We start from the raw sequence: 23,639 nt of genomic DNA, 5'->3' as shown, positions 1-23,639 counted from the left end.
GTCGTCCCGTCGACATGGGTTTAATCAGACAGAAGGCCGCCGGAACTCCGGCGGCCTTCTGTTTGTCTTGCCTGAAAGTTGCAGGGCTATCGAGCAGTGCAGCGCGATTACTGCTCGTTGATAGTGGAAACAGCGAGGTTGGTGAGCTTGCTGTTTGCAGCCTTTTCCTGGTCGAGAATACCGGTCAGCAGGTCGTGCGCTTCGTCGTGGCCGAGCACCTTGGCCCACTCGCGCAAGGTGCCGTAGCGGGCGATTTCATAGTGCTCGACAGCCTGACATGCGGCAAGCAGCGCGGCGTTCCTGGCCGCTCCTGAGGCATCACGGATGATGCCGTCGGTTTCCTTGATCAATCCCTCGATGGCGTCGCATTTTTCGCCTGCCGGCTTCTTGCCGAGCGACTTGAAGACCTGCTCCAGTACCTTGACCTGCGACTTGGTCTCTTCCAGGTGTTCGCCAATCGCATCCTTGAGTTTCCTGCCATTGGCGGCATCCTGCAGCTTCGGCATGGTCTTGGCCATGGACTGTTCGGCGTAGTAGATGTCCTGAAGCGTATGCTCGAAAGCATCGGCAAGGGTTTTCATGGTCGTTCCTTTCAAAAAATGCGGGTATCGCGGGGCCGGGGGGACGGCAGTGGTCAATTCAAACCGTCAGCAGGAATCACACGGAAAAGCCGGGAAAACCGGAGTTTCGCGCGGGGGCAAGGACCGCTGCTGAGGGACGTTGCATGGAAGGCCGCGTTGGAACCGCTCGTTTTCGGCGGACCGTCTAAGTCTTCATGCCCGTCTGATCAGCAAACGTTTCCTCACCTGTTTGGTTCCGGATCCGGGAAGTCTTCAGACAAAGTTCCGGTGGCTGCATCCGGTTTGCCGGGGCCGCAACCATCCTGCGTCAGCGGGCCGCCCTTTTCTGCGGGCCTTTGTGTTCCTATGTTCAGGGAAGAAAAGACACCGGAGGCCGTGCAATGGCGAGTGTGAAAACCAAGCAGAAGATCCTGAAGACGTTTCTCGATCTGTTGTCTGAACATCCCTATGAAGACGTCTCGCTGCCGCTCATCGCAGAAACGGCGAAGGTCAAGCTTTCCGAAATGCGCAGCGCCTATGCCTCCAAGCTGAAGCTGGTTGCTGCCTTTCTGGAACAGATCGACACGGCTGTTCTGGACGGACGCGATGAGGAAATGGGCGACCAGCCCCCGCGCGACCGCCTGTTCGACATTCTGATGAGCCGGATCGATGCGATGGCGGAACACAAGCAGGCCGTGCGAGCCCTCCACAAGGCTGCCCGGAAAGATCCCGCGCTTGCGCTCGATTTCAACGCGCTTGAGGTGCGGTCGCAGAAATGGATGCTGATCGCTGCCGGCATCGATGTCTCCGGCGTCAAGGCAACCGTCGTCGCCCAGGGCTTGTCCATCGCCTTTGCCCGGGTAGTCGATGTCTGGCTGGACGAGGAAGACGAGGGCATGCCGCGCACCATGGCACGCCTCGACAAGGAACTGGACAAGGGCACGTCCTTCATGAAGCGCCTGAACAAGCTGGATCGTGTCGCAAAAGGCATTCGGTCGTTCTTCCGCAAGGCTTCAGAACAGTCGGGCCACCGGCGTGACCGGGAGCAAAGTGGCGGGGAAGACACAGATCTCGGCGGAGAAGCCCCGGCAGGCGCCTGAGCGTCCCCAAACCCTTGCGAACGGTCATTTGACCGTTCATGGTCGCTCGCAGAACAAGAGGATTGTTTTCGTGAGCGACCAGATCAGTTTTGACGATTTCCTGAAAGTGGATGTGCGCGTCGGCCGGGTTATCAAGGCCGAGGAATTTCCTGAAGCGCGCAAACCCGCGTACAAGATGCAGATCGATTTCGGCCCGGAAATCGGCATCAAGAAAACCTCAGCGCAGATTACCAAGCACTACACGCCGGAAACCCTGATCGGAAAACTGGTGATGGCGGTGGTGAATTTCCCGCCGCGCCAGATCGGTCCGGTCATGTCGGAAGTGCTGACGCTCGGTGTTCCCGACGAGGAGGGCGAAGTGGTGCTGCTGTCGCCATCCAGGGAAGTACCGCTCGGCGGGCGGCTTTACTGACCTCAGTCCCAGCTTCCCCGCCTGCGAAGCGTAATTGTCTCAGGCGTTCAGTTTTCGTGCGAGCCGGTTCTGGCGTTCGATGACCTTCGGCAGGTCGATCGTGGTGATCTGGCTGTCACAGACGACCTGACGGCCGTCCACGAACAGGTGCTTGACGCGCGTCGGCCCGGCGAGCAGCAAGGCTGCCGGGTCCCAGCTGCCCGCACTCTCGACGCCGGAGACATCCCACAGAGCGATATCGGCGCGTTTGCCGACGGCAAGCCGGCCGCAATCGGGACGGTTCAGAACATCGGCGCCGCCACGCGTGGCGATTTCCAGGGCTTCGCGGGCGGACATCGCGTCCGCGCCGTTTGCCACCCGCTGCAGCAGCATCGACTGGCGCGCTTCCAGCACAAGGTTGCCCGCATCATTGCTGGCCGACCCGTCAACGCCGAGGCCAACCTTCACACCGGCATCGCGCATCGCTCGCACAGGAGCGATTCCGCTGCCGAGGCGGCAGTTGGAGCAGGGGCAATGAGCAATGCCGGTGCCGCTGCCCGCGAACAGTCGGATCTCCCGATCGTTCAGCTTGACGCAATGGGCGTGCCAGACATCCGGGCCCGTCCAGCCGAGGTCCTCGGCATATTGTCCCGGGCGGCAACCGAATTTTTCCTGAGAATAGGAAATGTCCTCATCGTTTTCCGCAAGATGGGTATGCAGCATAACCTTCTTGTCGCGCGCCAGCAGAGCCGCGTCGCGCATCAGGTCGCGGCTGACCGAAAAGGGAGAGCAGGGGGCCAGACCGACACGGATCATCGCACCGTCCGACGGATCGTGAAAGGCGTCGACGACACGGATGGCATCTTCCAGAATGCTGGCTTCCCGTTCGACAAGACTGTCGGGCGGCAGGCCGCCGTCGCTTTCGCCGATGCTCATGGCACCGCGGGTCGGGTGGAAGCGGAGGCCGATCTCTTTTGCGGCGGCAATGGTGTCGTCGAGCCGCGATCCGTTGGGATAGAGATAGAGATGATCGGAGCTGAGCGTGCATCCGGACAGCGCCAGTTCGGCAAGGCCGGTCTGCGCGGACACGAACATTTCCTCCGGCCCGAAGCGTGACCAGATCGGATAAAGGGTCTGCAGCCAGCCGAAAAGCAGCGCGTCCTGGCCTCCGGGAACGGCTCTGGTCAGGCTCTGGTAAAGATGGTGGTGAGTGTTCACCAGGCCCGGCGTCACGACGCATCCGCTGGCGGACAAGGTCTCGCCCGATGTCTCCAGGTTCGCGCCGATCTCGGCGATCACGCCATCGCGCAGACGGATATCTACGGCCGAAAGCTCCCGGCGGTCGTCATCCATCGTGAGGACGGTATCGGCATTTTTCAGAAGAATTTCAGGCATCGCGCATTCCCTGGGTCCCCGTCTCATCGGAATGCGTTCGGCTGGTGGAAAACGGGGGCAAGAACCAGCAGGCTATTTGGTAGAAAATTGATGTCTGGTCAGTCAACCGGAAATCGGGTTGCGATTGTATCGCCTAGACTTGAAAGACTTTCAATGGATGCAGTTTGATGGATAAAAAACCAGGCTTTTCGGCTGGATCAGTCAAAGCGTCCAGAGCTGGAAAGACGTTGATTTCCTAAGCCGGGATACGCAACCTTGCTCTCAATCCACCCATCGGGCTGTCTTCCAGGTAGAGGTCGCCGCCATGGGCGCGGGCAATGTCGCGGGCAATGGCAAGGCCGAGACCGCTGCCGGTTTCATCCATGTTGCGGGCAAGGTCCAGCCGGTGGAATGCCCTGAAGGCCATCTCACGCTGGTCTTCGGGAATGCCCGGGCCGTCGTCATCGACCGTAATGGTGAGCCAGCCATTGTCGATCCGGCCCAGAACCTCGACCCGGTTGCCGTATTTGCAGCCGTTGGTCACGAGGTTGGATAGGCTTCTCTTCATGGAGAGGCGGCGTATCTCCACTTCCGGCGGTCCCTCGAAGCAGGTCTTCACGTCGTGGCCGGAGATCTCGGCTTCTTCTTCCAGCTCTTCCAGCAGAAGAGACAGGTCGGTTTTCTGGATGTCCTCGTCGCCATCGCCGCTGGCAAAGGCGAGGTAGTCCTCCAGCATGTGACTCATCTCGTCGACATCCTTGCGCATTGCTTCGCTTTCCGGCGTGCCGCCAAGGAATGCGAGCTGCAGCCTGAGGCGCGTCAGAATGGTTCTGAGATCGTGGCTGACGCCGGCAAGCATTGTGGTGCGTTGCTCGATCTGCCGCTCGATGCGCCGTCGCATGTCGATGAAGGCAAGGCTCGCCTGACGGACCTCGCGCGCGCCGCTGGCCCTGAAGTTCTCAACGGGACGGCCCCTGCCAAAAGCTTCCGCCGCATTGGCCAGCCGGACGATGGGGCGGATCTGATTGCGCAGGAACAACAGCGCGATGATCACCAGCACAAGCGATGTCGAAAACATCCAGACCAGGAAAATATGCGAGTTGGAAGCGTAGGTCTGGCTGCGTCTTGTGAAGACACGCAGGATGGAGTCCTTGAGCTGGATACGGATCTCTACGAAGCGGGATCTGCCGACCGTGTCGATCCAGAAGGGTTTGCCGATGCGTTGGCTGATTGCCTGGCTCAGTTCCTGGTCGATGACGTCGAAGAACGGTTTGGGCGTAGGCGGCGGCAAGGGCTCCAGCGGCGTCACCGTCATGGACATGCCGAGCGCGCGTGAGGCCAGTTCCTCGATGTTGGCGTAGTCCGGATCCTGCGGATAGTTCTCCAGCACATAGACCACGGCCGCGATCTCGCGCACGACCGCTTCCGACATTCTGCGCGAGACCAGCTGGTAGTGCCGCTCCATGAACACGAAGACAAGCACCGACTGGAGGATCACGATCGGGGCGACGATGATCAGGAAGGTCCGGGTGAACAGGCCCTTGGGCATGACCCGGTACATCAACCGGGACACCAGTCGATAGACCGCCAGCAGCGGTTTCAATGGCACCGTCAGGGGAAAGCGCCGGAGGAAGCTATTGAACCTGGCCATACGATCCGGCTCAGTCGCACGCAAGCCTGTAGCCGATGCCGCGCACCGTCTGCAGGTAGATCGGGTTTCCCGGATCGGTTTCGATCTTGCGCCGCAGCCGATTGATCTGAACGTCCACCGTGCGCTCACCCAGACCGCTGTCGTCACCGACGATCTTGTGGCGGGGGACGGTTGCGCCCGGCTGCTCGGCGAAAATCGACAGGATCTGTTTTTCCCGGTCGGTCAGCCGGACCATCGCGTCGCCGTTCTTGAGCTCGCCTCGTGCCGCATTGTATGAAAACGGGCCGAACCGGATCTCTTCACTGACGACGACCGGCTGCTGGTTGCCACGGCGCAGGATGGCGGCGATACGCAACATCAGCTCGCGCGGTTCGAACGGCTTGGACAAATAGTCGTCAACGCCGGCTTCAAGTCCTGCGATCCTGTCCGGTGTTTCGGACCGCGCCGTCAGCATCAGGATCGGCACCGAGGAGTCCTGCCGAAGCGAAACGGCAAGTTCCAGGCCGGTTTCACCCGGCATCATGACGTCGAGAATGATCAGGTCGAATTCCAGACCGGAGAGGCACGTGCGGGCTTCGGCCGCATGGGCGGCGGCGGTCACACGGTAGCCATTCTCCTTGAGCAACCTGGACAAAAGGTCCCTGATGCGCTTGTCATCGTCGACCAGGAGAATGTGGTTGGCGTTGTCGTCAGGCACCTGGGCATTCATGTCGGCTTTGTTGTCCTTCTGTGACCGCTTGCCGGTCAATCCTTCAGGTCGTACAGACTGCGTATCAGTTGCAGGATCTGCGGCCGCGCCTCGGGATCGATCATTTGAAGCAGAAACCTGCGGATAATCTCGTCGCTGCCATCTGGCAATCCAATTAGGGCGCGTTCAAGGCGCTTTTGCTGCAGGCGGGTCAGGTCCACAGCCAGGGCGTGTCCACGTTCGGTGGTGTAAAGCAGTCTTTGCCGCCGGTCGTGATGGCCTTCGCGCTGTTCGATGATGCCGGCGTCCACCAGCTGCTTCAGCACCCGGCCAAGGCTCTGCTTGGTGATCCGCAGGATCCCGAGAAGGTCGGTGACCATGATCCCGGGATTGCGATCCACGAAATGCAAGACGCGGTGGTGGGCACGGCCGAACTCGTACTTGGCAAGGACGTCGTCCGGGTCACCGGTGAAGTCGCGATACGCGAAAAACAGGAGCTCGATCAGATCGTAGGACAGCGCGTCAGCACCATCCATATCGGACCCTTCGGGCTGCTGGGGCCGGGCCTGATCCGCATCCTGTCTGAGGGGCGGCTGCTCCGGTTTGAAATTTACGTCAGTCATATTGACTTAATTCTGATCGATTGTTACTTCTATCCGGTCGCGGACGAAATGATCGGTCTTTTTGATGCATTTTCACGCATCAGATGATAAACGAATCCAATCAACGTCGCCGCGGCCATCAGGATACCGATAGTTGGCGTGCTGTGCAAAAAATACAGCGGTAAAAAAGGCGCAAGTCTTTGGCGTCATTTGCCTCTGTTGAAGAGAAAACAAAACAACGCTCATAGAGCGAGCGGGAGATGAAGATGGCTGGAACGCCTTTTGATCAGCTCAGTGGTGATATCTGGTACGACGGCACTTTCGTGCCTTGGTCGGAAGCCAAACTGCATGTTCTCAGCCACGGACTGCATTACGGCAGCAGCGTGTTCGAAGGCGAGCGTGCCTATGGCGGCCGGATCTTCAAGTCCGAAGAGCATACGGAGCGCCTGCTTGCGTCGGCGCGCATGCTCGGTTTCGAGATTCCCTACACTGCCGAGCAAATCAACGCCGCCAAGGAAGAAACCCTGGCGCGCATGAACCTGACCGATGCCTACATTCGCCCCGTCGCCTGGCGTGGCAGCGAGATGATGGGCATTTCGGCTCAGCACAACACCATTCACCTGGCGATCGCCACCTGGGAATGGCCGAGCTATTTCAAACCGGAAGAACGGCTGAAGGGCATTCGCCTGGACATGGCCGAATACCGCCGCCCGGCGCCTGCCACGGCGCCTTACAAGGCGAAGGCCGCCGGCCTCTACATGATCTGCACCATCTCCAAGCATGCCGCGGAAGCCAAGGGCTACACCGATGCGCTGATGCTTGACTGGCGCGGCCAGGTGGCTGAGGCGACCGGTGCCAATGTGTTCTTCGTCAAGGACGGCAAGATCCATACACCGACCCCGGACTGCTTCCTGAACGGCATTACCCGTCAGACGGTGATTGGCCTGGCCAAGGACCGCGGTATCGAGGTGGTTGAGCGTGTGATCATGCCGGAAGAGCTGCCGGAGTTCGAACAGTGCTTCGTCACCGGAACGGCTGCAGAAGTGACCCCGGTCTCCGAGATTGCCGGGAACACCTTCGAAGTCGGCGACATCATCAAGACCCTGATGCAGGACTATGACGCTGCCGTGCGCCCGCAATCGCCGGCCCTGCAGGCAGCTGCCGGCTGACCCTTCCTGGCGAGGAACAATTCAGAAGAAAGGCGGGTCTTGGCCCGCCTTTCTTGTTTTGCGGTGTTGTTCTTTCGCGAACTCATCAGCATCCGGCCCGGTTGTCTCTTGGTTTCCACCCGTCGATCGCCGTGAAACGGCCAGGCTGGCATCATATCTTCCAGAAAGAGAAAGTGACGATTTCACAGCCCGAAAGCGCTCCTGGTCATCGTATCCATCATGCTTGACGAGGTAGAATGATCGCTCTACCCAAGTTGGTAGAATGATCATTTTACCAGAGGGAAGCTTATGTCGATCCCCGAGACCATGAACGGTGTGGTGCTGACGGGGCACGGTGGACTTGAGAAACTGGTGTGGCGCACGGATCTGCCGGTTCCCGTTCCCGCAAAGGACGAGGTTCTGATCCGCGTCGGTGCGTCTTCGGTCAACAATACAGACGTCAACACCCGTACGGGATGGTATTCCAAGGCCGTGCGCGGTGACACCGCGTCCGGAGCCGTCGGTGGATATTCGTCCGCTGCCGGGGCAGAAGGCAGTTGGTCGGGAACGCCCCTGCCATTCCCTCGTATTCAGGGCGCTGATTGCTGCGGCGAAATCGTTGCGGCCGGAGCAAATGTCCCGGCCAGCCGGGTCGGCGAACGTGTGCTGGTGCGGGCCCTTCAATCCGTGGACGCCGGTGGCTCCCTTCCCGCAATCTGGACCTTCGGATCTGAATGCGACGGCGGATTTGCACAATATGCGGCGGCAAGATCTCGTGATGCGCTTGCGGTCAATTCCGGTTTGAGCGATGTCGAACTGGCGTCGTTTCCCTGCGCCTTTTCCACCGCTGAGGGGATGATACAGCGGGCCGGCGTCAAGGCGGAGCGTGTGCTGATCACCGGGGCATCCGGTGGTGTCGGGTCTGCTGCGATCCAGCTAGCCAAACGCCGCGGCGCTCATGTCACGGCAGTGACGAGCCCGGAAAAAGCCGCCGATTTGCGGCTTCTGGGGGCTGATGAAACGCTGGACCGGGATGCCGTTCCGCCCGAACAGTCTTTCGACGTGGTGCTTGATCTCGTCGGTGGCGCGAACTGGGGCAATCTGATCGATGCGCTTTGCAGCGGCGGCCGCTATGTCACGTCCGGTGCAATTGCCGGTCCAATCGTGGAGCTGGACCTGAGAACGCTTTACCTGCGAGACCTGACGCTTCTCGGAAGCACTTACCAGCCGGACAGTGTCTTTCAGGACCTTGTCAGTTACATCGAGGCCGGAGAGATCCGTCCCGTCGTTGCAAAAACCTACCCCTTGCACGAGTTGCAGGCTGCTCAGAAAAAGTTCCTCGAAAAATCCTTTGTCGGAAAGATCGGCATAGATGTCGGCGCGTGAAGCGCCGACATATTACCTCAATGCTGTGACTGCTTGTCGTGGAGGGCGTGGAACATGCGCCCGCGCTCGGCATAGAGAATGCAGCCGATGGCACACAGGCCATAGACCGTATAGGCGAGGCCGAGCGGCTGGGTGGTTCCGTCGAAAAGCTGGCCCATGATGTAGCCCAGGATCGCGCCACCAAGTGTCGAAATGGTGCCGATGACAGAGGACGCGGTTCCCGCAATGGCACCGAGAGGCTCCATGGCCATGGCGTTGAAATTCGCCCCGAGGAAACCGAAGCTGGTCATGATCAGCGTGGCCAGGATCATGAAGGCCCAGAAATTCTCAAGACCGAGCGCCGCCAGAAGCCAGACGAGAAAACCGAGCGCGGTGTAGACCACCGCAGCGCCGTGAGACAGCCGGCGCATGCCGATGGCTTCCACCAGTTGCGCGTTGGTGAAGGACGCTCCGGCCATGGTGATGGCAATGGCGGCGAAGACGATCGGGAACAGGGTTCCAAGACCGAAAATATCGACGAAGATCTGCTGCGACATGGCGAGGAACGAGAACAGGCCTCCGAAAATGAAGGCTGTTCCTACAGTGTACCCAAGGCTTACCCGCGTGGTCAGCGCTGTCATGTAGGCACTGATGATGGTCGAGACCTCCATCGGACGGCGATTTTCGACCGCAAGAGTTTCAGGCATCCTGAGAGCGGACCAGATCATCATCGTGACACCGGAGATCAGAAGAAGCGCGAAGATCCAGTGCCAGCCTGCGATCAGCAACACTGCCTGGCCGATGGAGGGAGCGACCACTGGAACGGCCATGAAGACCATCATCACCAGTGACATGACCTTGCCCATGCGCCTGCCGGTGTAGCAATCGCGCACGACGGACAGCGCGGTGACACGGGCGGCTGCGCAACCGATGCCTTGAAGCACGCGGGCGATCAGCAGCGTGTTGAGATCCATCGCGAAGATCGCACCGATGCTGGCCAGACTATAGAGCGCAAGACCGCCGACAAGGATACCGCGCCGGCCGAGTGCATCGGTCACGGGGCCGAAGAACAGTTGCGCTCCACCGAAGCCAACCAGATAGGACAGAAGCACCAGTTGACGGTTGTTCTCTTCGACGATGTTGAGCGCGTCGCCTATGGCGGGCAATGCCGGCAGCATTACGTCGATGGCCATGGCATTGAGTGCCATGATCATGGCGATGATGGCCACAAACTCGGCAAAGGGAATGCCGGGTTCCCGAAGAACTTCGGAAGAAGAGCCGGAAGCACCCTTTTCTGCCGCCGGCGTCGCGGCGGCTGCGTCGGAGGGTTCACTATCGTGTTTCACGGGGTCGGACCAATTCAAATGGGCGGATTGCCGGGGCAACCGCAAAGCTTGAGAATGGGAAAGGGGCGGCAGAGCGGCCTTGAATCGATAGCAGACTATTCGCTTGCGCGGCTCAGGTCCAGCGGGCGGCGTCCGTGTCGTCTTCAGTTTTTGCTTCGACCCAGGCTCCTGTGCCACCTTCCGCAGGGTGTTCCTTCTTCCAGAACGGGGCGCGGGTCTTCAGGTAATCCATCAGGAAGTCGGCGGCCTCGAACGCGGCCCTGCGGTGGGACGATGCCGCGATCACAAGCACGATGTTGTGACCCGGTGCAATCTTGCCGAAACGATGGATCACGGTCAGGCCCGTCAGCGGCCAGCGGGCTGCTGCTTCCCCGGCGATCCGGGTCAGTTCGGCTTCGGCCATGCCGGGATAATGTTCCAGTTCCAGGGCTGCCAGGGTTCCAGCTTCATCCCGGCACAGGCCGGTAAACGTGACCAGGGCGCCGACATCCTTGCGGCCTTCGGTCAGGCGCAAGCTTTCCTCCTGAAGGTCGAAGTCTTCCGCCTGGACGCGGACCAGCGGTTTCACGGGCATCGTTCAGCCGCCTGTCATCGGGGGAAAGAAAGCGACTTCCCGCGCGTCGCCGAGCGCAGCGTCTGTTTCCACGTGCATCTGGTCGAGGGCGACACGGATGGCATCTTCTTCCTCGAAGGCTGCGGCGTGATTGTCATCGAGCGTTTTCAGATGGGTGATCAGATCGGCCACGGTGGCGACCGACGCCGGAAGCTCGATGGTTTCTTCCTCGACGCCGACCCGTTCGCGAACCCAGGCGAAATAGCGGATGTTCATGAGATCTCCCGGTGGTGTGCGGTCAGGGCCGGAGCGGAGGCATCTATTCCGTAATCAGATGGCCGATGCCGGCCCGGAAATAATCGTACCCCGTATATAGGGTGAGTAACGCCGCGAGCCAAAGCGCGACAAGCCCGGTTTGCGTCGTATAGGCGAACACGGTGTCTCCGGCCGGGCCCGCCAGCAGAAAGGCGACGGCAATCAGCTGGACAGTGGTTTTCCACTTGGCGAGCTTTGTGACGGGCACACTGACCTGAAGTTCGGCCAGGAACTCGCGCAGTCCCGACACCAGGATCTCGCGGCACAGGATGATGATCGCCGCGATCATGGTCCAGCCGTAGATGGTGCCATCACCGGCCAGCATCAGCAGGCTGACGGATACCAGGAGCTTGTCGGCGATCGGGTCGAGCATGCGTCCGAGAGCGGATTGCTGTTGCCAGGCCCGCGCCAGATAACCGTCGAAGAAGTCGGTGATTGCCGCCAGAACGAAAATGGCAAGCGCGACCCAGCGGGGCGTGTTGCCTTCGAAATAGAAACAGACCGCAACCGCAGGAACCGCCAAAATGCGCCCATAGGTCAGGAGATTGGGCAGGCTCAGGACTATATTTCGTTTCATGTCGGCTTTCAGATTTCGGGGAGACCCCGGCGCCAAGGCCCTGCAATGCTGTGTGCGGCTGCGCCTGGAACGTCTGTCCCCAAAGATGGTCCGGTTTTCAGGTCAATCGAATATGCTATCGCCAACCTGGTCAATCATCATTTTGGCTTTGCGGATCATCTCGTTGGCCGCGGCTTCTTCATCGGGCAGTGTGTCGGCACGAATGAAGGTGTGCACCTTGGTCGTCTCGCCGACCTGTTTTTCAATGCGCCCGCTGACCTGCCACTGGCCGTTCGACAGCTGGGGCTGTGCGACGATCAGGTAACCGTCATAGTCCACTGTCGTTGCCTTCGAGGCGCCTTTGCTACCGTCTCCGGAAGTACCGAAAAGGGATTTGAACATCTTACCGAGCATCTGAGGCCTCAATCCGTTTCATTTGCTCCCTTTTACGAGGGGCGGAGAAGGGCTTCAAGGGCAGAGGCGGGACAAGCTTGCGGGAAATTGCATTCTCTAGGCGCGCTGCCACGGTGCCGGGGCGCTCCGCACGCTCCACTTGCGGGATCGGCCGCCGGGTTTTCCTGCCGCTGCTACCCTGTAAAACTAGCGCTCGAGCACGACGAAGCCCTGACGCTCGAATGCCTCGCGGGCCTCTGGTCCCTGAAGATAGGCGAAAAACTCTGCTTCAGCCGGAACATCGCGATTGGCAAGATCTGCCACGGGGTACACGATGGGCGGGTGGCTTTCAGCAGGAAAGGTACCGACGACAGAAACGTCGTCCTCCGCCACGGCATCCGACGCATAGACGATGCCATAGGGCGCTTCGCCAGTGGCCACCAGGGCGAGGGCGGAGCGGACGTTGTCCGATTGCGCCAGCCTTGGCTCCACATCGTTCCACAGTCCGAGGCTTTGAAGTGCAGCCTTTCCGTAGATGCCGGCGGGAACCGCGTCGACCAGAGCCATGGCGAGACGGTTGTCGCCCAGGAGGGTTTCAAGGTCCAGGTCCGGTGCAATCTCCAGCGGCTGGGCCTCACGGCCATGCGCGATCAGGACAAGGGAATTGTTGAGAAGATCGAACCGGGTACCGGCTTCCAGCAGGCCGTCCTTTTCGACAACATCCATCCAGTCGGGATTGGCCGAAATGAAGATATCCGCGGGAGCGCCTTGCTGGATCTGGCGTGCGAGAGCCGAGGAGCCGGCAAGCGAAATCACCAGATCGTGTCCTGTGGCGGCCTCGAAGCGTTGTTCGATCTCGCCCAGGGCGTCGGCAAGGCTTGCGGCTGCGAAAACGGTGATCTCGTCTGCTGCCGCGGCGGTCGGTTGGGTTGCAAGTCCGGCAAGAACGGCTGCACCAGCCAGGGAGCGCAGGCAGGCAATGAGACGGGATTTGGACATGCGGCAGGGTCCTTGACGGGCGATATGTTTTTTCGGGAATATCGCAGGCGAGCTCGCCGAAAGGCAAGCGTTATTTTCCTTTGGATATATCGCTCAGCATCGCTTTCAGTTTTTCGATATGCGGAGCTCCGGCCGCGCGCGCCTTCAGTTCGATCGCACGATACTCCTCAAGAACGGCCAGTCCGGTCTCTGTAATCTGTGCCCCTCCGCCTTTCGCGCCGCCGCGAGAGCGTTCCACCAGGGGGGATCGAAACATGACATTCAGGGTTTCCACCAGCTGCCAGGCCCGCTTGTAGCTCATGCCCATTTCACGGCCCGCTGCCGCTATCGATCCGGTGCGCTGAATGCGTTCCAGCAACTCGGCCTTGCCTGGCCCCATCATTTCGTCCGGGCCGAATGCAAGCCGGATGCGGAACCGGGGGCTGCTGTCTTCGTCTTTCATGAAACGATATTGGCCCTGTCAACCACACCTGGACAAGGCGCAATATCCGGTTTTGCCGGATTGTCCCAACTTGTCGCGGATCAGAGCCGGGAAGGACCGGACCGGTGCGGGATCCTGTTACACCGGTCCGCGTGCGGTTTACTCCGCGGCCTCGTCCGTCAGGTTCCGTGGTCCTGCCACAGCCTCGCCGGCGTCTTCCCAACCGGGTGCATCGTCGAAGGCGACAACGGGGCGCTGTTTCCTGCGGTTGATCAGCAGCCTGGTGGAATCCCGCTTTGCATAGTGTCCAGCCGGATCGGCGGCGGTCTTGGCGAAGGCGATCATGCCAAGGTCGATCTCCGCGTAGACAATGCCTTCCTCATCCTGAGCGATCTGAGTGCCGATGTCCTGTCCGTCGGGCGCATAGATGCGGGTGTAGCCGCCGCCTAGCGGGCATAGGGCTTCCTTTTCCGGATCACCCTGGCAGAGCTCGTCCTGGATGTTCTTGGTGACCAGCGAGCAGGGTGCCAGCACGAAACAACTGCCTTCGACGGCATAGATCATCGACGCCGCGTTATTGACTTCGTGGCCAAGGGCGTAGGCCGTGCCCTTGTAGAGATGGAGATTGGGCCAGGCGGCACAGTGGATCTGCTCGTTCTGGGCATACATGGCGTATTTCGACAGCGGCTGCAGGTGCTCCCAGCAGGCCAGTTGGCCGATGCGGCCGAGAGACGTTTCGACCACGGCAAGATCGGAGCCGTCGCCCTCGCCATAGACCGTGCGTTCCACGTGGGTGGGCTTCAGCTTGCGCCGGCGGTTCACGACAGTCCCGGTCTCGTCGAAATGCCACTGGGCAATATAAAGCGAGCCGCCGTCCCGTTCCGAGCAGCCCATGGAAACCTGGACGTTGTGTTTCCGGCAGGCGTCGGCAAGGCGCCTTTCGTGATCCGATCCGGCGACGATGGAGTTTTCGTAATAGCGTCCGGCAAACTGCATCTGCCAGGCGACGGGCCCAAGCCAGATGTAGTTGGGATAACCGGGTAGCCAGGTTTCGCTGAAGGCGATCAGTCTGGCTCCTGCGGAAGCGGCCTCCTCGATCAGGTGGACGGCTTTTTCGATGCCGGCGTCCAGATCAAGAAAACAGGGAGCAGCCTGGACGGCGGCAACTTTGAATTTCTGGGTCATGTGATGTCCTCCTAGGCCAGTCAGCCTGCCGGAACGAGGGCGAGATTACTTTTGTGCCTGAGCCAAAAAACTTGCGTTTTTGGGCAGACTGCCGAAAATCGTTCCGTCGAACACGGATACGGATATGAGCGGCAAGGCCTCATACAGCACAGCGGAGATCGCACAGCGCGACCGCTTCGCCTATTGGCGGGAAGCGGTCTGTGCCTCCTATGTGCAGCTTGGCTGTGAAGCCGGGCAGGACCCCGGCTTCACGGGCAGTCTGGATGTCGAACATCATTCCGCCCTGTCCATCTCCAGGGTGGCGGGAACGTCCCACAAGGTGGTGCGGCGTCCGAGCGATATCCGGGCGGCGTCCGAGGCCGATTTCCTCGTCAGCCTGCAGACCGCAAATTCGTCGCGTCTGACGCAGTTCGGAAAAACATCCTTGCTGCGTCCCGGTGACATGGTGGTCTACGACAGCACTCAGCCTTACTGTCTGGATCTGACGGAACCCTTTTCGCAAACGGTCCTGCAGTTTTCGAAGGCACGCCTGCTGTGCCGCCTGCCGTTCGCGGAGACGCTGGGTGGAACCTGGATCGATGGGCAAAGCGACATCGGCCGTCTGGTGCGGGAGAGCATCCTGGCATTTTCGGTTCACCTGAAAGGCGGGACACCGGCCTTTACCGCCACGCTTCAGGAAACGCTGCTCGATCTGGTCGCGACCGGGCTGGCAGGCGGGTGGAAGAGCGATCTGGAGCTTTCCTCATTCGACCGGCAGGTGCTGCTCAGGGCGCGCAGTTTCATCGCAAGCCATATTCGCGATCCCGAGCTGGACCGGAACCGTGTGGCGCTGGCCACCGGACTGTCGGTGCGGCGCCTCAATGCGATCTTTCAGTGCGAAGGCTCGTCGATAGCAGGAGAAATCCGGCAGAAGCGGCTGGACGTCGTTGCCGCGGCATTGCGTGACCCGAGATTTGCGGGGCTGTCGATCAGCGAAATCGCGATGCGCTGCGGATACAACAATCTTCAGCATTTCTCGACGCTGTTCCGCAAGGCATTCGGCCGTTCGCCCCGGGGATACCGGGACGAAGACTCGTAACGGCAACGCAGCGGCGCTGCGAAGGCGCAGTCAGGCCGGTGATTTGGCTGATTTCAGTTCATCGCGAATTTCGATCAGGACGTCGATCTCCGACGGACCGGTCTTGACCTCCGGTTCGACATCGTCCGGCTTTTCGGCAATCGACTTGACCCGGTTTACCGCCTTCACCAGCATGAAGACGACATAGGCGATGATCAGGAAGTTGATGCAGGCGGTCAGGAACGCCCCATAGGCGAACACGGCAGCACCGCTCTCGCGCGCGGCGGCGAGGCCTGTCCCGGCAGGCACGTCTCCGGACAGCACGACATACATCGACGTGAAATCGATGCCGCCGAGTATGAGGCCAATGACAGGGTTGATCAGATCGTTGACCAGACTGCTGACGATGGCTGTGAAAGCGGCACCGATGATGATGCCGACGGCAAGGTCCATGACGTTGCCCTTGGCGATAAAGTCGCGAAATTCCTTAATCATATGCGCACCCCATAAGTCTTTAGAGAACTTACCCCAGTGTGTGCGGCAGCAGTCTCAATGCTTGGGGCTGCGACCGGACTCTCATCAGAAAAACTGATAATCCCGCTCTGGTGGCCTTTGTCCATCACAAAGTGAAGGATGGGGTGTTGGCAAGGGAAACGGGCCCCACTTGGCAGTGCCCCGGTGGAACGAAGCGCTCAGCCCAGTTCCCGGTCGCTCCAGTGGCGGCGGCAAAGCGACACGTATTTGTCGTTGCCGCCGATGACGACCTGATCGCCCTCCTCGACGATCCTTCCATCCGCGTCGAGGCGGGCAACCATGGTTGCCTTGCGGCCGCACCAGCAGATGGTCTTGATTTCCTTCAGATTGTCGGCAAGAGCCAGCAGGGCGGCGCTGCCGGGGAAAAGCTTTCCCTGGAAATCGGTTCTGAGACCGAAGCACATCACCGGAATGCGCATGGTGTCGGCAACGCGTGCCAACTGCCAGACTTGAGACTCCGTCAGAAATTGCGCTTCGTCGACCAGGACCGCATCGACCTTCTGCGCATCGTTGGAGCGTGAGATGTGCTCGTAGATATTGTCCGAGGCGTTGAAGATATCGGCGTCCGCACCAAGTCCGATGCGCGAGGCGATCCGGCCCTTGCCGGCCCGGTCGTCAAAGGCGGCAATCAGGAGCAGCGTGTTCATTCCGCGCTCCTCGTAGTTATAGGCGGCCTGCAACAGCACGGTCGACTTGCCAGCGTTCATCGAGGAGTAGTTGAAGTAGAGTTTGGCCATGCGGAACTTTGGGAATCGATCTTGAAGTTGCGGGCAGTTTTCAGGAAACGGCCCGAAGCCTCAAACACTTTCCGGTTGAAGTCACAACCAATATCCCAACTTTTGGTGCAGGGTTCAGTTCGCCGGTGTCTGGGCGACTTCCACGATCAACGGCAAATGGTCGGAACCGATATCCGGTCCAAGCGAAACATTGACGATCTGCATGTCCCTGGAGACGGCGAACTGGTCGACGGGAGCGCCGAGGATCCAGTGCAGGCTGTAATCGAAGAAGAAGCGTGTCGTCTGCGGCCAGCCGCCCGGATAGGCGGTCTTCAGTCCGTTGCGTTCCAGTGTCTGCTGGAACCTGGTTGACCAGGGAGAGCTGTTCCAGTCGCCGATCGCCAGGATGTTGCTGCCGTTGCTGGCTTTCAATGTGTCGATTATCTTGTCCGCCTCATCGAAATAGCGGCGCTTGTTCTCCCAGCGGGCTTTCGAACGCGGGCTGTCCGGATGAATGACCAGCAGGTGCAAGGGCGCCGCCCCCGTGTCGAGGGAAAGTGACAGAAGCTCCCTGTCACCGTCGTAAAAGACGTTGGCCCCGGGAGGTACATCGCCGGAGACGACGCGGGTTTCTTCCTCCGACAAAGGAAAGCGGGAATAGACGGCAAGACCGCCCAGGTCACCGACCTTCATGTATTCGGGAAAACCGTTCTGCCCGGCGCCGCCGACCGGAAGACCTAGACGCTGCCAGCGGCGCTCCTGCAGCCACCACAAAACCTCCTGGAAGACCACGACGTCCGGCTGTTCCTTTTCCAGGAAGGCCTGCAAGACCTTGTCGCCCAGAAACAGATGTTCAAGGTTGATGGAGACGATTTTCAGCGGCTGATCACCCGGCGCCGCAGGGCCGAGGGGCTTGGTATTGGCAAGCGTTCGAGCACCTGTCAGCCCGGCAAGGCTGAGAAACGCAATCACGGCCAGGAACCAGGTCAACCGGTACATCAGACGAAGCCGGTGCCGGACCAGGAAACCGACGGCACCGCCCAGGCAACCTGCCAGGCCAGCAGCCAGATACTGCCGCAGAAAGAAGCTCATATTGTCGGCGATCCACACGTCCGGCGCCAGAAATGCAAGCAGGCCCAGTACACTGACGGCAATGGCGCCAAGACTGCCACACCAGCCTATCAGCGAAAATGCGCTGTGGATCAGGGAAGGTGATTTAGCCTGGGGCTTTCGAAACATTGCAGCCTGGGTCCGATTTCATGAGAAGGCGGCTGTGCTTACCACGGACAGCACGGAAGGTGTGACCTGTTTTGCCGCCAAATCAGTTCCCCTTGGCCTCAAGCACTGCCAGAAGCGGCTCAATTTGCGCCTGATAGGCCTTCCAGCGGCCGACGGAAGTACCATAGACAGGACGGCGTGCCTGCTCGCGGCTGAAGGTGTAGATCTGGGTGGTCTCCTCAGGAGGCTTCAGGCAATCGTCTGTCCAGTCAAGGCCGGTATGGGCGATCAGTGCGCGGCTTTCCGGTTCAGTGTCGTTCACCAGGCTTTCATAGGATTGATGCCTCAGGTCAACCGGCAGGGCCTCCGACCAATGCGCCATGAGATCCCGGTAGAGATTGAAATAGTGGCCCAGGGAGGCCTGGCTCTCATTGTAGGAATGGTGCGGCGGCAGTGGTGTCATGTAGATCGAAAGACAGGTGTCTTCGGCGGTCCGCGTCACGTGCACGAAACTGGCTTTCGGAAAAAGAAGGGCGAGAAGCCAGAGGTTTTCGAAATTGTGAGGCATCTTGTCAACCACGCGGTGCGCTCTCTTGTCGATGTCCTCCAGATGCGCGAGATAGCGGCGGCCGATGCGCTGGGCGTCCTGCCGCGTCATCTGACGGGCCGCCTCGAACAGGTGCGGGCTGTGTATTCGGCCAGATGTCAGATCGTGAATCCGGTCGGGGATGAACTGAAGTTCCCCGGCGGCCCGGGCTGCCGGGTGCCGGCCTATGATCCTCTCGACCAGGGTCGTGCCTGTGCGAGGCATGCCGAAAACGAAAATCGGTCTGTCGCTTGACAGCGCCCAGTCCTCCCGTTGTTCGAAGAAGTCCTTTGTGAAGATGGTTTTGCAGGTCTCCACAAAGACCTTTTGCAGCTCCGGGTCGTGAGCGGGATAAAGGCCGGTCCGGTAACCGTTGAAATAGGAAAATGCCCTGTCGATGTCACCGGCCGCGTCACAGATCCTGCCTGCCGCAAAGGCTAGGCGAGTTACGTCCGGGCTTGCTGTGCCTTCGGGCAATTCCGAAAGTTGCCGTTCGATGCCGGCAAGAACGTTGGCTCTCAAGCTTTCGTCCTGAACGCCTGCGGCTGCAGTCAGGATTGCCGGATCGGAAGGGGCCTGGGAAAGAGCGGCGCGAATATGGACTTCGGCCAGATCCCGTTTGCCAAGCGTCATTTCCAGTTCGAACAGGCCGAGATGCGCGCGCGGTGAATGCGGATCGGCCTTGAGAGCCTGGTCAAAGGCCTGCCGGGCAGGAGCGGGGCGCCTGAGATCGGCATAGACTTCGCCGAGGACACGTTGCGCATATTCCGAACCCGGGGCAAGAGACGCGCCTTTTCGTGCGTGTGGCAGGGCCTCCTCGCTGCGCCTTTCGATGTTGAGAGCGCTTGCAAGCGTGGTGTGGACCACTGCTTCCTTTTTCGCAAATTTTGCCGCCTTTTCCAGATGATGGATCGCCTGTGCTGTCTGGCCGAAGGAAAGGCAGGCGATGCCCATGCCGTAGTGTGCGCGGGCATTGCGCGGGTCTTTCTCGATCAACGCCTGCAGCAAAGGCTGTGCTTGGGTAAACTGTCCGGATTGAAGAAGGGCAAAAGCCTGATCGGCTGGATCTGGGTGCATCTCGGTCCGGTGGTCTTCACCGCGCAGGCGGCTGGTCTCGCGAACACACCCGTTTCCTTTACGGCATAGAAGACGTGCGGGGTGCGGCTTTTCCTGCCAGCTTGTGATAAAATGACCGGAAAATGCAACCCCTTGGTGTCAGGCTTCCAGCCCGGACAACCCTTCCAGCAGCGGGCCAATGTGGTCCCGGTATTTTTCGAAGCGGTTCATGGCTCCGGTATGAATGGGCTGTCTGACCTGGGTCATGGAGAAGGTGAAGACCTGCGCTTCGTTGGTTTCGTGATGGCGGCAGGCATCGTCCCAGGCCAGCCCGGTGTCGGCGATCAGGGCCGGGCGTTCGTGTTCAGGGTCACTCACCAGGGCCTCATAGGACTGGTCGCGCATTGCAACTGGCAGCACATCGCACCAATGCGTCATCAGTCTCCTGTACTGCCCGTAATAGTGGGCGAGTGATTGCTGGCTTTCACAGTAACCGTGCTTGCCCGGAAGGGGCGTCATGTAGATCGAGACGCAGGTATCGGCCGGGTTGCGGCTGACGTGGTAGAAATGCGCGTTTGGAAACAGCAGGGCGATCAACCACAGGTGCTCGAAATTCTGAGGCATCTTGTCGATCACGCGGGCACTTTTCTTGCTGAAGCCGTCGAGCAGCGTCAGATATTTGCGGCCGATGCGCTGGGCGGTCTTGCGGTCGAGCGCCCTGGCGGTGTCGAAAAAGGCGGTCTCACCTGTGTGGCCCTCTGTCAGGCCGTCGATCTGCTCGTCAAAGAAGCTGAGTTCCCCCGCGGCCGTTGCCTTTGGGTGGGCAGAGAGGATGGCCTCCACCAGCGAGGTGCCCGAGCGTGGCATGCCGAAGACAAAGACGGGCCTGTCGCTGGTGAGGGCGAAGTCCTTGCGGTCCTCGAAGAACTGTTTCGAGAAAACCTCGCGGCACTTGTCGACATGGCGTTCCTGCCGGGCAGCATCATAGTGGCCATAAAGGTCGCTGCGATGCAGGCCGAGATAGTGAAAGGCCTGGGGTAGATCGCCGGTGTCGTCGCAGATCTTGCCGGCGGTGAACGCGAGCCTTGCGCGTTCGACCTTCGACAGAGGCCGGTCCGCATCGTTCAGCAAAGGCTCGATCTTTTCCAGCGCCTCCTGTTTCAGGCCAATGTCGGAGAGGTCCCTTGCGCTGATCAGAACAGATGGTTCTTCGGGAGCAAGCTCCAGCGCGCGGCGAAAGTGGGTTTCCGCCTCGTCCATCTTGCCGAGCGAGACTTTCAGTCGCGAGAGTGCCAGATGCGCGATCGCCGATGCTTCGTTGATGGCAAGCGCGTTTTGAAACGCGTGTTCGGCCATGACGGGTCGCCGCAGCCGTGCGTAGATTTCACCCAGGGTGCGGTGGGCGAATTCGGACTTGCCATCGAGGGCTACGGCCTTGCGCGCATGGGGGAGGGCTTCTTCGAAACGATTGTCAAGCGTGAGGGCGTCCGCCAGCGTGGCGAAGATAACCGCTTCCTTCTTGGCGACTTTCGCGGCGGCCTGAAGGTGATCGATTGCCCGGACCGCGTGTCCGTGGGTCAGATAGATGACACCGAGCCAGTGGTTCACCTGCGGGTCGCGCGGATTGGCTGCATTGAGATCGGTCAGGATTTCCAGCGCCATGCCGTAGTCCTTTGCGTCGATGCACCGAAGCGCGGCTTCCAACGGGTTTGACACTCTCACAACTCCTTGGTTTTGCGCTTCGCTTGTCCCGTCAGGCCAACAGGCAAGACGTCCTACTCATGAAAATGGTCATAGACCAGCTTGGCAATCGCTTCGGAGATGCCGGGGACGGCTGCCAGATCATCGACGCCTGCCTTGGAGACGGCCTTGGCCGTGCCGAAGTGGCGCAGCAGGGCCTTCTTCCGTGTCGGGCCGACACCCGCGATCTCATCCAGCGGGTTCCTGGTAATGTCCTTCTTGCGGCGAGCCCGGTGGCTGCCGATGGCAAAGCGGTGGGCTTCGTCGCGCAGGCGCTGAACAAAATAGAGGACCGGGTCGCGCTCGGGAAGCATGAAGGATTGCCGTCCGGGGATGAAGAATTTCTCGCGCCCGGCATCCCGGTCCGGCCCCTTGGCGATGCCGACGAGCGGCACATCGGTGATGCCGAGGCTTTCCAGCGTCTCGCGCGCGGCGGTCAACTGGCCCTGGCCGCCGTCGATCAGGACGAGTTCTGGCCAGGCCGGTACGCCAGTGTCGGCCGGTGCCGCCTCAAGCTCACTGTCTTCTTCATTTTCGAGATCCGGATCGAGCACCTCCGGCTTGCTGTCTTCGCGAGCGTGTTCCTTCAATAGCCGGGAGAACCGCCGCGTCAGCACTTCGCGCATCATGCCGTAGTCGTCGCCGGGGACGAGATCTTCCGACTTGATGTTGAACTTTCTGTACTGACCCTTTGCGAAGCCTTCCATACCGGCGACGATCATGCCGCCGACGGCATTCGTGCCCATGATGTGGGAGTTGTCGTAGACCTCGATCCGGCGCGGAGGTTGGGCCAGGCCGAAGGCTTCGGCGACGCCTTTCAGCAAGCGTGCCTGGCTGGAGGTTTCTGCCAGCCTGCGGCCGAGCGCTTCGCGCGCATTGGTGAGTGCGTGGTCGACAAGTTCCTTCTTTTCCCCGCGTTTGGGGCAGGCGACGTCGACTTTACGGCCTGTGCGTTCGGTGAGTGCCTGTGCGAGCAGGTCCTGTTCGCTCAGTTCGTGGGAGAGCAGAATCTGCCGCGGCGCGGGCTTGTCGTCGTAGAACTGGGCCAGGAAGCTTTCCAGAATGTCGGCTTCCTCAAAGGACTTGTCTGCTTTCGGGAAATAGGCCCGGTTGCCCCAGTTCTGGCCGGTGCGGAAGAAGAACACCTGCACGCAGGTCTGGCCGCCCTCCTGGTGGATGGCGAAGACATCGGCTTCCTCGACCGATTGCGGGTTGATGCCCTGATGCGCCTGTATGTGCGACAGCGCCGACAGGCGGTCGCGGTAGATGGCGGCGCGCTCGAATTCCAGATCGGCGGATGCTGTTTCCATCTGCCTGGCAAGCTGGGTCTTGATCAACTGGCTGCGGCCGGACAGGAACGCCTTGGCCTCCGACACCAGACCGGCGTAATCCGCCGGATCGATTTCACCGGTGCAGGGCCCGGCACAGCGCTTGATCTGGTATTGCAGGCAGGGCCTGCTGCGGTTCTCGTAATAGCTGTCCGAGCAGGTCCGGATCAGGAAGGCCTTCTGAAGCGCATTGATGGTGCGGTCGACCGCGCCAGCGGAGGCAAAGGGGCCGAAATAGTCGCCCTTGCGCTTGCGTGCGCCGCGATGCTTGACGATCGCGGGGGATTCATGATCGCCGGTCACCAGAATATAGGGGAAGGATTTGTCGTCGCGCAGCAGCACGTTGAACCGTGGCCGCAGACGCTTGATCAGGTTGGCTTCCAGAAGCAGGGCTTCAGGTTCTGTCTGGGTGACGACGAATTCCATCGACGCTGTCGCCAGGATCATGCGCATGATCCGGTTGGACTGACCCTGAAGCCGCGTGTAACTGGTAACCCGTTTCTTGAGGCTGCGAGCCTTGCCGACGTAGAGAACCTCTCCGTTTTCGTCCAGCATCCGGTAGACGCCCGGCCCGTTGGGCAGGCGCTTGACCTCGTCGGCGATGACCTCGACGCCCTTGCGTGTGGAGGCAGCATCGGTCTCCGGCGCGGATTCGGCCTTATTTTCAGAATCAGTGTCGTCCTGCATGCCAGACATTTAAGCCGCGCAAGGCAATAGGGAAAGAGGCGGGCGAAGCGTAGCGGCTCTCTGCTGCCAA

Annotated in this window: 25 protein-coding genes; 6 read left to right on the top strand and 19 right to left on the bottom strand. The window is 60.3% G+C overall.

Translation table 11 applies throughout. The features are described 5' to 3' along the window. Positions 1–107 precede the first annotated feature (107 nt). On the bottom strand, positions 108–581 hold the full coding sequence (locus tag ACYQ54_RS06425; protein ID WP_460080391.1) for a YciE/YciF ferroxidase family protein: 474 nt from the start codon (positions 579–581) through the stop codon (positions 108–110). Positions 582–961: 380 nt separating this feature from the next. On the opposite strand from ACYQ54_RS06425, the gene ACYQ54_RS06420 reads away from it, so the two are divergent. Together ACYQ54_RS06420 and ACYQ54_RS06415 are read left to right on the top strand one after the other, a co-directional pair. Next, positions 962–1,660, top strand: coding sequence for a TetR/AcrR family transcriptional regulator (locus ACYQ54_RS06420; protein ID WP_460080389.1), 699 nt, complete (start codon positions 962–964; stop codon positions 1,658–1,660). Between the two features lie 70 nt (positions 1,661–1,730). Then, positions 1,731–2,072: a tRNA-binding protein gene (locus ACYQ54_RS06415; RefSeq protein WP_460080386.1), complete on the top strand. Its 342-nt coding sequence runs from the start codon at positions 1,731–1,733 to the stop codon at positions 2,070–2,072. Between the two features lie 39 nt (positions 2,073–2,111). Here the strand turns inward: ACYQ54_RS06415 and ACYQ54_RS06410 are convergent, their stop codons facing one another. The 4 genes from ACYQ54_RS06410 to ACYQ54_RS06395 all read right to left on the bottom strand — a co-directional run bounded on the left by ACYQ54_RS06410 (position 2,112) and on the right by ACYQ54_RS06395 (position 6,387). Further along, on the bottom strand, positions 2,112–3,446 hold the full coding sequence (locus tag ACYQ54_RS06410; RefSeq protein WP_460080384.1) for an 8-oxoguanine deaminase: 1,335 nt from the start codon (positions 3,444–3,446) through the stop codon (positions 2,112–2,114). Positions 3,447–3,681: 235 nt separating this feature from the next. Continuing rightward, positions 3,682–5,076 carry an ATP-binding protein gene (locus ACYQ54_RS06405; protein WP_460080382.1) on the bottom strand — a complete coding sequence of 465 codons (1,395 nt, stop codon included), beginning with the start codon at positions 5,074–5,076 and terminating at the stop codon, positions 3,682–3,684. 10 nt (positions 5,077–5,086) lie between these two features. After that, positions 5,087–5,785: a response regulator gene (locus ACYQ54_RS06400; RefSeq protein WP_460080380.1), complete on the bottom strand. Its 699-nt coding sequence runs from the start codon at positions 5,783–5,785 to the stop codon at positions 5,087–5,089. Between the two features lie 35 nt (positions 5,786–5,820). Continuing rightward, positions 5,821–6,387 carry a MarR family winged helix-turn-helix transcriptional regulator gene (locus ACYQ54_RS06395; protein WP_460080377.1) on the bottom strand — a complete coding sequence of 189 codons (567 nt, stop codon included), beginning with the start codon at positions 6,385–6,387 and terminating at the stop codon, positions 5,821–5,823. A 245-nt stretch (positions 6,388–6,632) separates the two neighbouring features. On the opposite strand from ACYQ54_RS06395, the gene ACYQ54_RS06390 reads away from it, so the two are divergent. Both ACYQ54_RS06390 and ACYQ54_RS06385 read left to right on the top strand, forming a co-directional pair. After that, positions 6,633–7,535: a branched-chain amino acid aminotransferase gene (locus ACYQ54_RS06390; RefSeq protein WP_460080375.1), complete on the top strand. Its 903-nt coding sequence runs from the start codon at positions 6,633–6,635 to the stop codon at positions 7,533–7,535. Positions 7,536–7,823: 288 nt separating this feature from the next. Further along, the gene (locus ACYQ54_RS06385) at positions 7,824–8,900 is read left to right on the top strand and encodes an alcohol dehydrogenase family protein (RefSeq protein WP_460080372.1); all 1,077 of its coding nucleotides are present in this window, start codon (positions 7,824–7,826) and stop codon (positions 8,898–8,900) included. A 17-nt stretch (positions 8,901–8,917) separates the two neighbouring features. Here the strand turns inward: ACYQ54_RS06385 and ACYQ54_RS06380 are convergent, their stop codons facing one another. The 8 genes from ACYQ54_RS06380 to ACYQ54_RS06345 form a co-directional block, all read right to left on the bottom strand. Next, complete coding sequence (locus ACYQ54_RS06380; protein WP_460080369.1) at positions 8,918–10,225, bottom strand: multidrug effflux MFS transporter; 1,308 nt, start codon at positions 10,223–10,225, stop codon at positions 8,918–8,920. A 112-nt stretch (positions 10,226–10,337) separates the two neighbouring features. Then, the gene (locus tag ACYQ54_RS06375; RefSeq protein WP_460080367.1) at positions 10,338–10,799 is read right to left on the bottom strand and encodes a molybdenum cofactor biosynthesis protein MoaE; all 462 of its coding nucleotides are present in this window, start codon (positions 10,797–10,799) and stop codon (positions 10,338–10,340) included. Between the two features lie 3 nt (positions 10,800–10,802). Continuing rightward, positions 10,803–11,054 carry a molybdopterin converting factor subunit 1 gene (moaD, locus tag ACYQ54_RS06370; RefSeq protein WP_460080364.1) on the bottom strand — a complete coding sequence of 84 codons (252 nt, stop codon included), beginning with the start codon at positions 11,052–11,054 and terminating at the stop codon, positions 10,803–10,805. Between the two features lie 43 nt (positions 11,055–11,097). Then, the gene (pgsA, locus tag ACYQ54_RS06365) at positions 11,098–11,670 is read right to left on the bottom strand and encodes a CDP-diacylglycerol--glycerol-3-phosphate 3-phosphatidyltransferase (RefSeq protein ID WP_460080362.1); all 573 of its coding nucleotides are present in this window, start codon (positions 11,668–11,670) and stop codon (positions 11,098–11,100) included. Positions 11,671–11,772: 102 nt separating this feature from the next. Beyond that, positions 11,773–12,063, bottom strand: coding sequence for an HlyU family transcriptional regulator (locus ACYQ54_RS06360; protein ID WP_460080360.1), 291 nt, complete (start codon positions 12,061–12,063; stop codon positions 11,773–11,775). Between the two features lie 186 nt (positions 12,064–12,249). Beyond that, positions 12,250–13,041: a molybdate ABC transporter substrate-binding protein gene (gene modA / locus ACYQ54_RS06355; protein ID WP_460080359.1), complete on the bottom strand. Its 792-nt coding sequence runs from the start codon at positions 13,039–13,041 to the stop codon at positions 12,250–12,252. Between the two features lie 70 nt (positions 13,042–13,111). Continuing rightward, positions 13,112–13,483 (bottom strand): winged helix-turn-helix domain-containing protein, encoded by a 372-nt coding sequence (locus ACYQ54_RS06350; RefSeq protein WP_460080358.1) that lies wholly within the window; start codon positions 13,481–13,483, stop codon positions 13,112–13,114. Positions 13,484–13,621: 138 nt separating this feature from the next. Continuing rightward, positions 13,622–14,647: a carbon-nitrogen hydrolase family protein gene (locus ACYQ54_RS06345; protein ID WP_460080356.1), complete on the bottom strand. Its 1,026-nt coding sequence runs from the start codon at positions 14,645–14,647 to the stop codon at positions 13,622–13,624. 124 nt (positions 14,648–14,771) lie between these two features. On the opposite strand from ACYQ54_RS06345, the gene ACYQ54_RS06340 reads away from it, so the two are divergent. Further along, a complete protein-coding gene (locus ACYQ54_RS06340) occupies positions 14,772–15,725 on the top strand; it encodes an AraC-like ligand-binding domain-containing protein (RefSeq protein WP_460080354.1) in 954 nt (317 codons plus the stop codon). Positions 15,726–15,755: 30 nt separating this feature from the next. Here the strand turns inward: ACYQ54_RS06340 and mscL are convergent, their stop codons facing one another. From mscL to ACYQ54_RS06320, 4 genes are all read right to left on the bottom strand, one after another. Continuing rightward, positions 15,756–16,199 carry a large conductance mechanosensitive channel protein MscL gene (gene mscL, locus ACYQ54_RS06335; protein WP_460080353.1) on the bottom strand — a complete coding sequence of 148 codons (444 nt, stop codon included), beginning with the start codon at positions 16,197–16,199 and terminating at the stop codon, positions 15,756–15,758. Between the two features lie 197 nt (positions 16,200–16,396). Next, positions 16,397–16,975: a thymidine kinase gene (locus ACYQ54_RS06330; RefSeq protein WP_460080350.1), complete on the bottom strand. Its 579-nt coding sequence runs from the start codon at positions 16,973–16,975 to the stop codon at positions 16,397–16,399. Between the two features lie 114 nt (positions 16,976–17,089). Continuing rightward, positions 17,090–18,193 (bottom strand): endonuclease/exonuclease/phosphatase family protein, encoded by a 1,104-nt coding sequence (locus ACYQ54_RS06325; RefSeq protein ID WP_460080348.1) that lies wholly within the window; start codon positions 18,191–18,193, stop codon positions 17,090–17,092. A gap of 82 nt (positions 18,194–18,275) precedes the next feature. Continuing rightward, complete coding sequence (locus ACYQ54_RS06320) at positions 18,276–19,766, bottom strand: tetratricopeptide repeat-containing sulfotransferase family protein (RefSeq protein ID WP_460080347.1); 1,491 nt, start codon at positions 19,764–19,766, stop codon at positions 18,276–18,278. Positions 19,767–19,775: 9 nt separating this feature from the next. Between ACYQ54_RS06320 and ACYQ54_RS06315 the strand changes: the two genes are divergently transcribed. Continuing rightward, a complete protein-coding gene (locus ACYQ54_RS06315; RefSeq protein ID WP_460080346.1) occupies positions 19,776–19,904 on the top strand; it encodes a hypothetical protein in 129 nt (42 codons plus the stop codon). Between the two features lie 69 nt (positions 19,905–19,973). On the opposite strand, the gene ACYQ54_RS06310 is transcribed toward ACYQ54_RS06315, so the two are convergent. Both ACYQ54_RS06310 and uvrC read right to left on the bottom strand, forming a co-directional pair. Continuing rightward, positions 19,974–21,530, bottom strand: coding sequence for a tetratricopeptide repeat-containing sulfotransferase family protein (locus tag ACYQ54_RS06310; protein WP_460080344.1), 1,557 nt, complete (start codon positions 21,528–21,530; stop codon positions 19,974–19,976). A 59-nt stretch (positions 21,531–21,589) separates the two neighbouring features. Continuing rightward, on the bottom strand, positions 21,590–23,569 hold the full coding sequence (uvrC, locus tag ACYQ54_RS06305; protein WP_460080342.1) for an excinuclease ABC subunit UvrC: 1,980 nt from the start codon (positions 23,567–23,569) through the stop codon (positions 21,590–21,592). Positions 23,570–23,639: the final 70 nt, after the last annotated feature.

Source organism: Roseibium sp. LAB1, assembly GCF_054658235.1.
Note: the sequence above shows the minus strand (reverse complement) of the source record. Positions and strands in the feature narration are given on the sequence as shown.

Bases quoted from the DNA above. Each gene is read 5' to 3' on its own strand.
- ACYQ54_RS06425 (WP_460080391.1), bottom strand. From the start codon at position 581: ATGAAAACCCTTGCCGATGCTTTCGAGCATACGCTTCAGGACATCTAC.
- ACYQ54_RS06420 (WP_460080389.1), top strand. From the start codon at position 962: ATGGCGAGTGTGAAAACCAAGCAGAAGATCCTGAAGACGTTTCTCGAT.
- ACYQ54_RS06410 (WP_460080384.1), bottom strand. From the start codon at position 3,446: ATGCCTGAAATTCTTCTGAAAAATGCCGATACCGTCCTCACGATGGAT.
- ACYQ54_RS06405 (WP_460080382.1), bottom strand. From the start codon at position 5,076: ATGGCCAGGTTCAATAGCTTCCTCCGGCGCTTTCCCCTGACGGTGCCA.
- ACYQ54_RS06400 (WP_460080380.1), bottom strand. From the start codon at position 5,785: ATGAATGCCCAGGTGCCTGACGACAACGCCAACCACATTCTCCTGGTC.
- ACYQ54_RS06395 (WP_460080377.1), bottom strand. From the start codon at position 6,387: ATGACTGACGTAAATTTCAAACCGGAGCAGCCGCCCCTCAGACAGGAT.
- ACYQ54_RS06390 (WP_460080375.1), top strand. From the start codon at position 6,633: ATGGCTGGAACGCCTTTTGATCAGCTCAGTGGTGATATCTGGTACGAC.
- ACYQ54_RS06385 (WP_460080372.1), top strand. From the start codon at position 7,824: ATGTCGATCCCCGAGACCATGAACGGTGTGGTGCTGACGGGGCACGGT.
- ACYQ54_RS06375 (WP_460080367.1), bottom strand. From the start codon at position 10,799: ATGCCCGTGAAACCGCTGGTCCGCGTCCAGGCGGAAGACTTCGACCTT.
- moaD (WP_460080364.1), bottom strand. From the start codon at position 11,054: ATGAACATCCGCTATTTCGCCTGGGTTCGCGAACGGGTCGGCGTCGAG.
- pgsA (WP_460080362.1), bottom strand. From the start codon at position 11,670: ATGAAACGAAATATAGTCCTGAGCCTGCCCAATCTCCTGACCTATGGG.
- ACYQ54_RS06360 (WP_460080360.1), bottom strand. From the start codon at position 12,063: ATGCTCGGTAAGATGTTCAAATCCCTTTTCGGTACTTCCGGAGACGGT.
- modA (WP_460080359.1), bottom strand. From the start codon at position 13,041: ATGTCCAAATCCCGTCTCATTGCCTGCCTGCGCTCCCTGGCTGGTGCA.
- ACYQ54_RS06350 (WP_460080358.1), bottom strand. From the start codon at position 13,483: ATGAAAGACGAAGACAGCAGCCCCCGGTTCCGCATCCGGCTTGCATTC.
- ACYQ54_RS06345 (WP_460080356.1), bottom strand. From the start codon at position 14,647: ATGACCCAGAAATTCAAAGTTGCCGCCGTCCAGGCTGCTCCCTGTTTT.
- ACYQ54_RS06340 (WP_460080354.1), top strand. From the start codon at position 14,772: ATGAGCGGCAAGGCCTCATACAGCACAGCGGAGATCGCACAGCGCGAC.
- mscL (WP_460080353.1), bottom strand. From the start codon at position 16,199: ATGATTAAGGAATTTCGCGACTTTATCGCCAAGGGCAACGTCATGGAC.
- ACYQ54_RS06330 (WP_460080350.1), bottom strand. From the start codon at position 16,975: ATGGCCAAACTCTACTTCAACTACTCCTCGATGAACGCTGGCAAGTCG.
- ACYQ54_RS06325 (WP_460080348.1), bottom strand. From the start codon at position 18,193: ATGTTTCGAAAGCCCCAGGCTAAATCACCTTCCCTGATCCACAGCGCA.
- uvrC (WP_460080342.1), bottom strand. From the start codon at position 23,569: ATGCAGGACGACACTGATTCTGAAAATAAGGCCGAATCCGCGCCGGAG.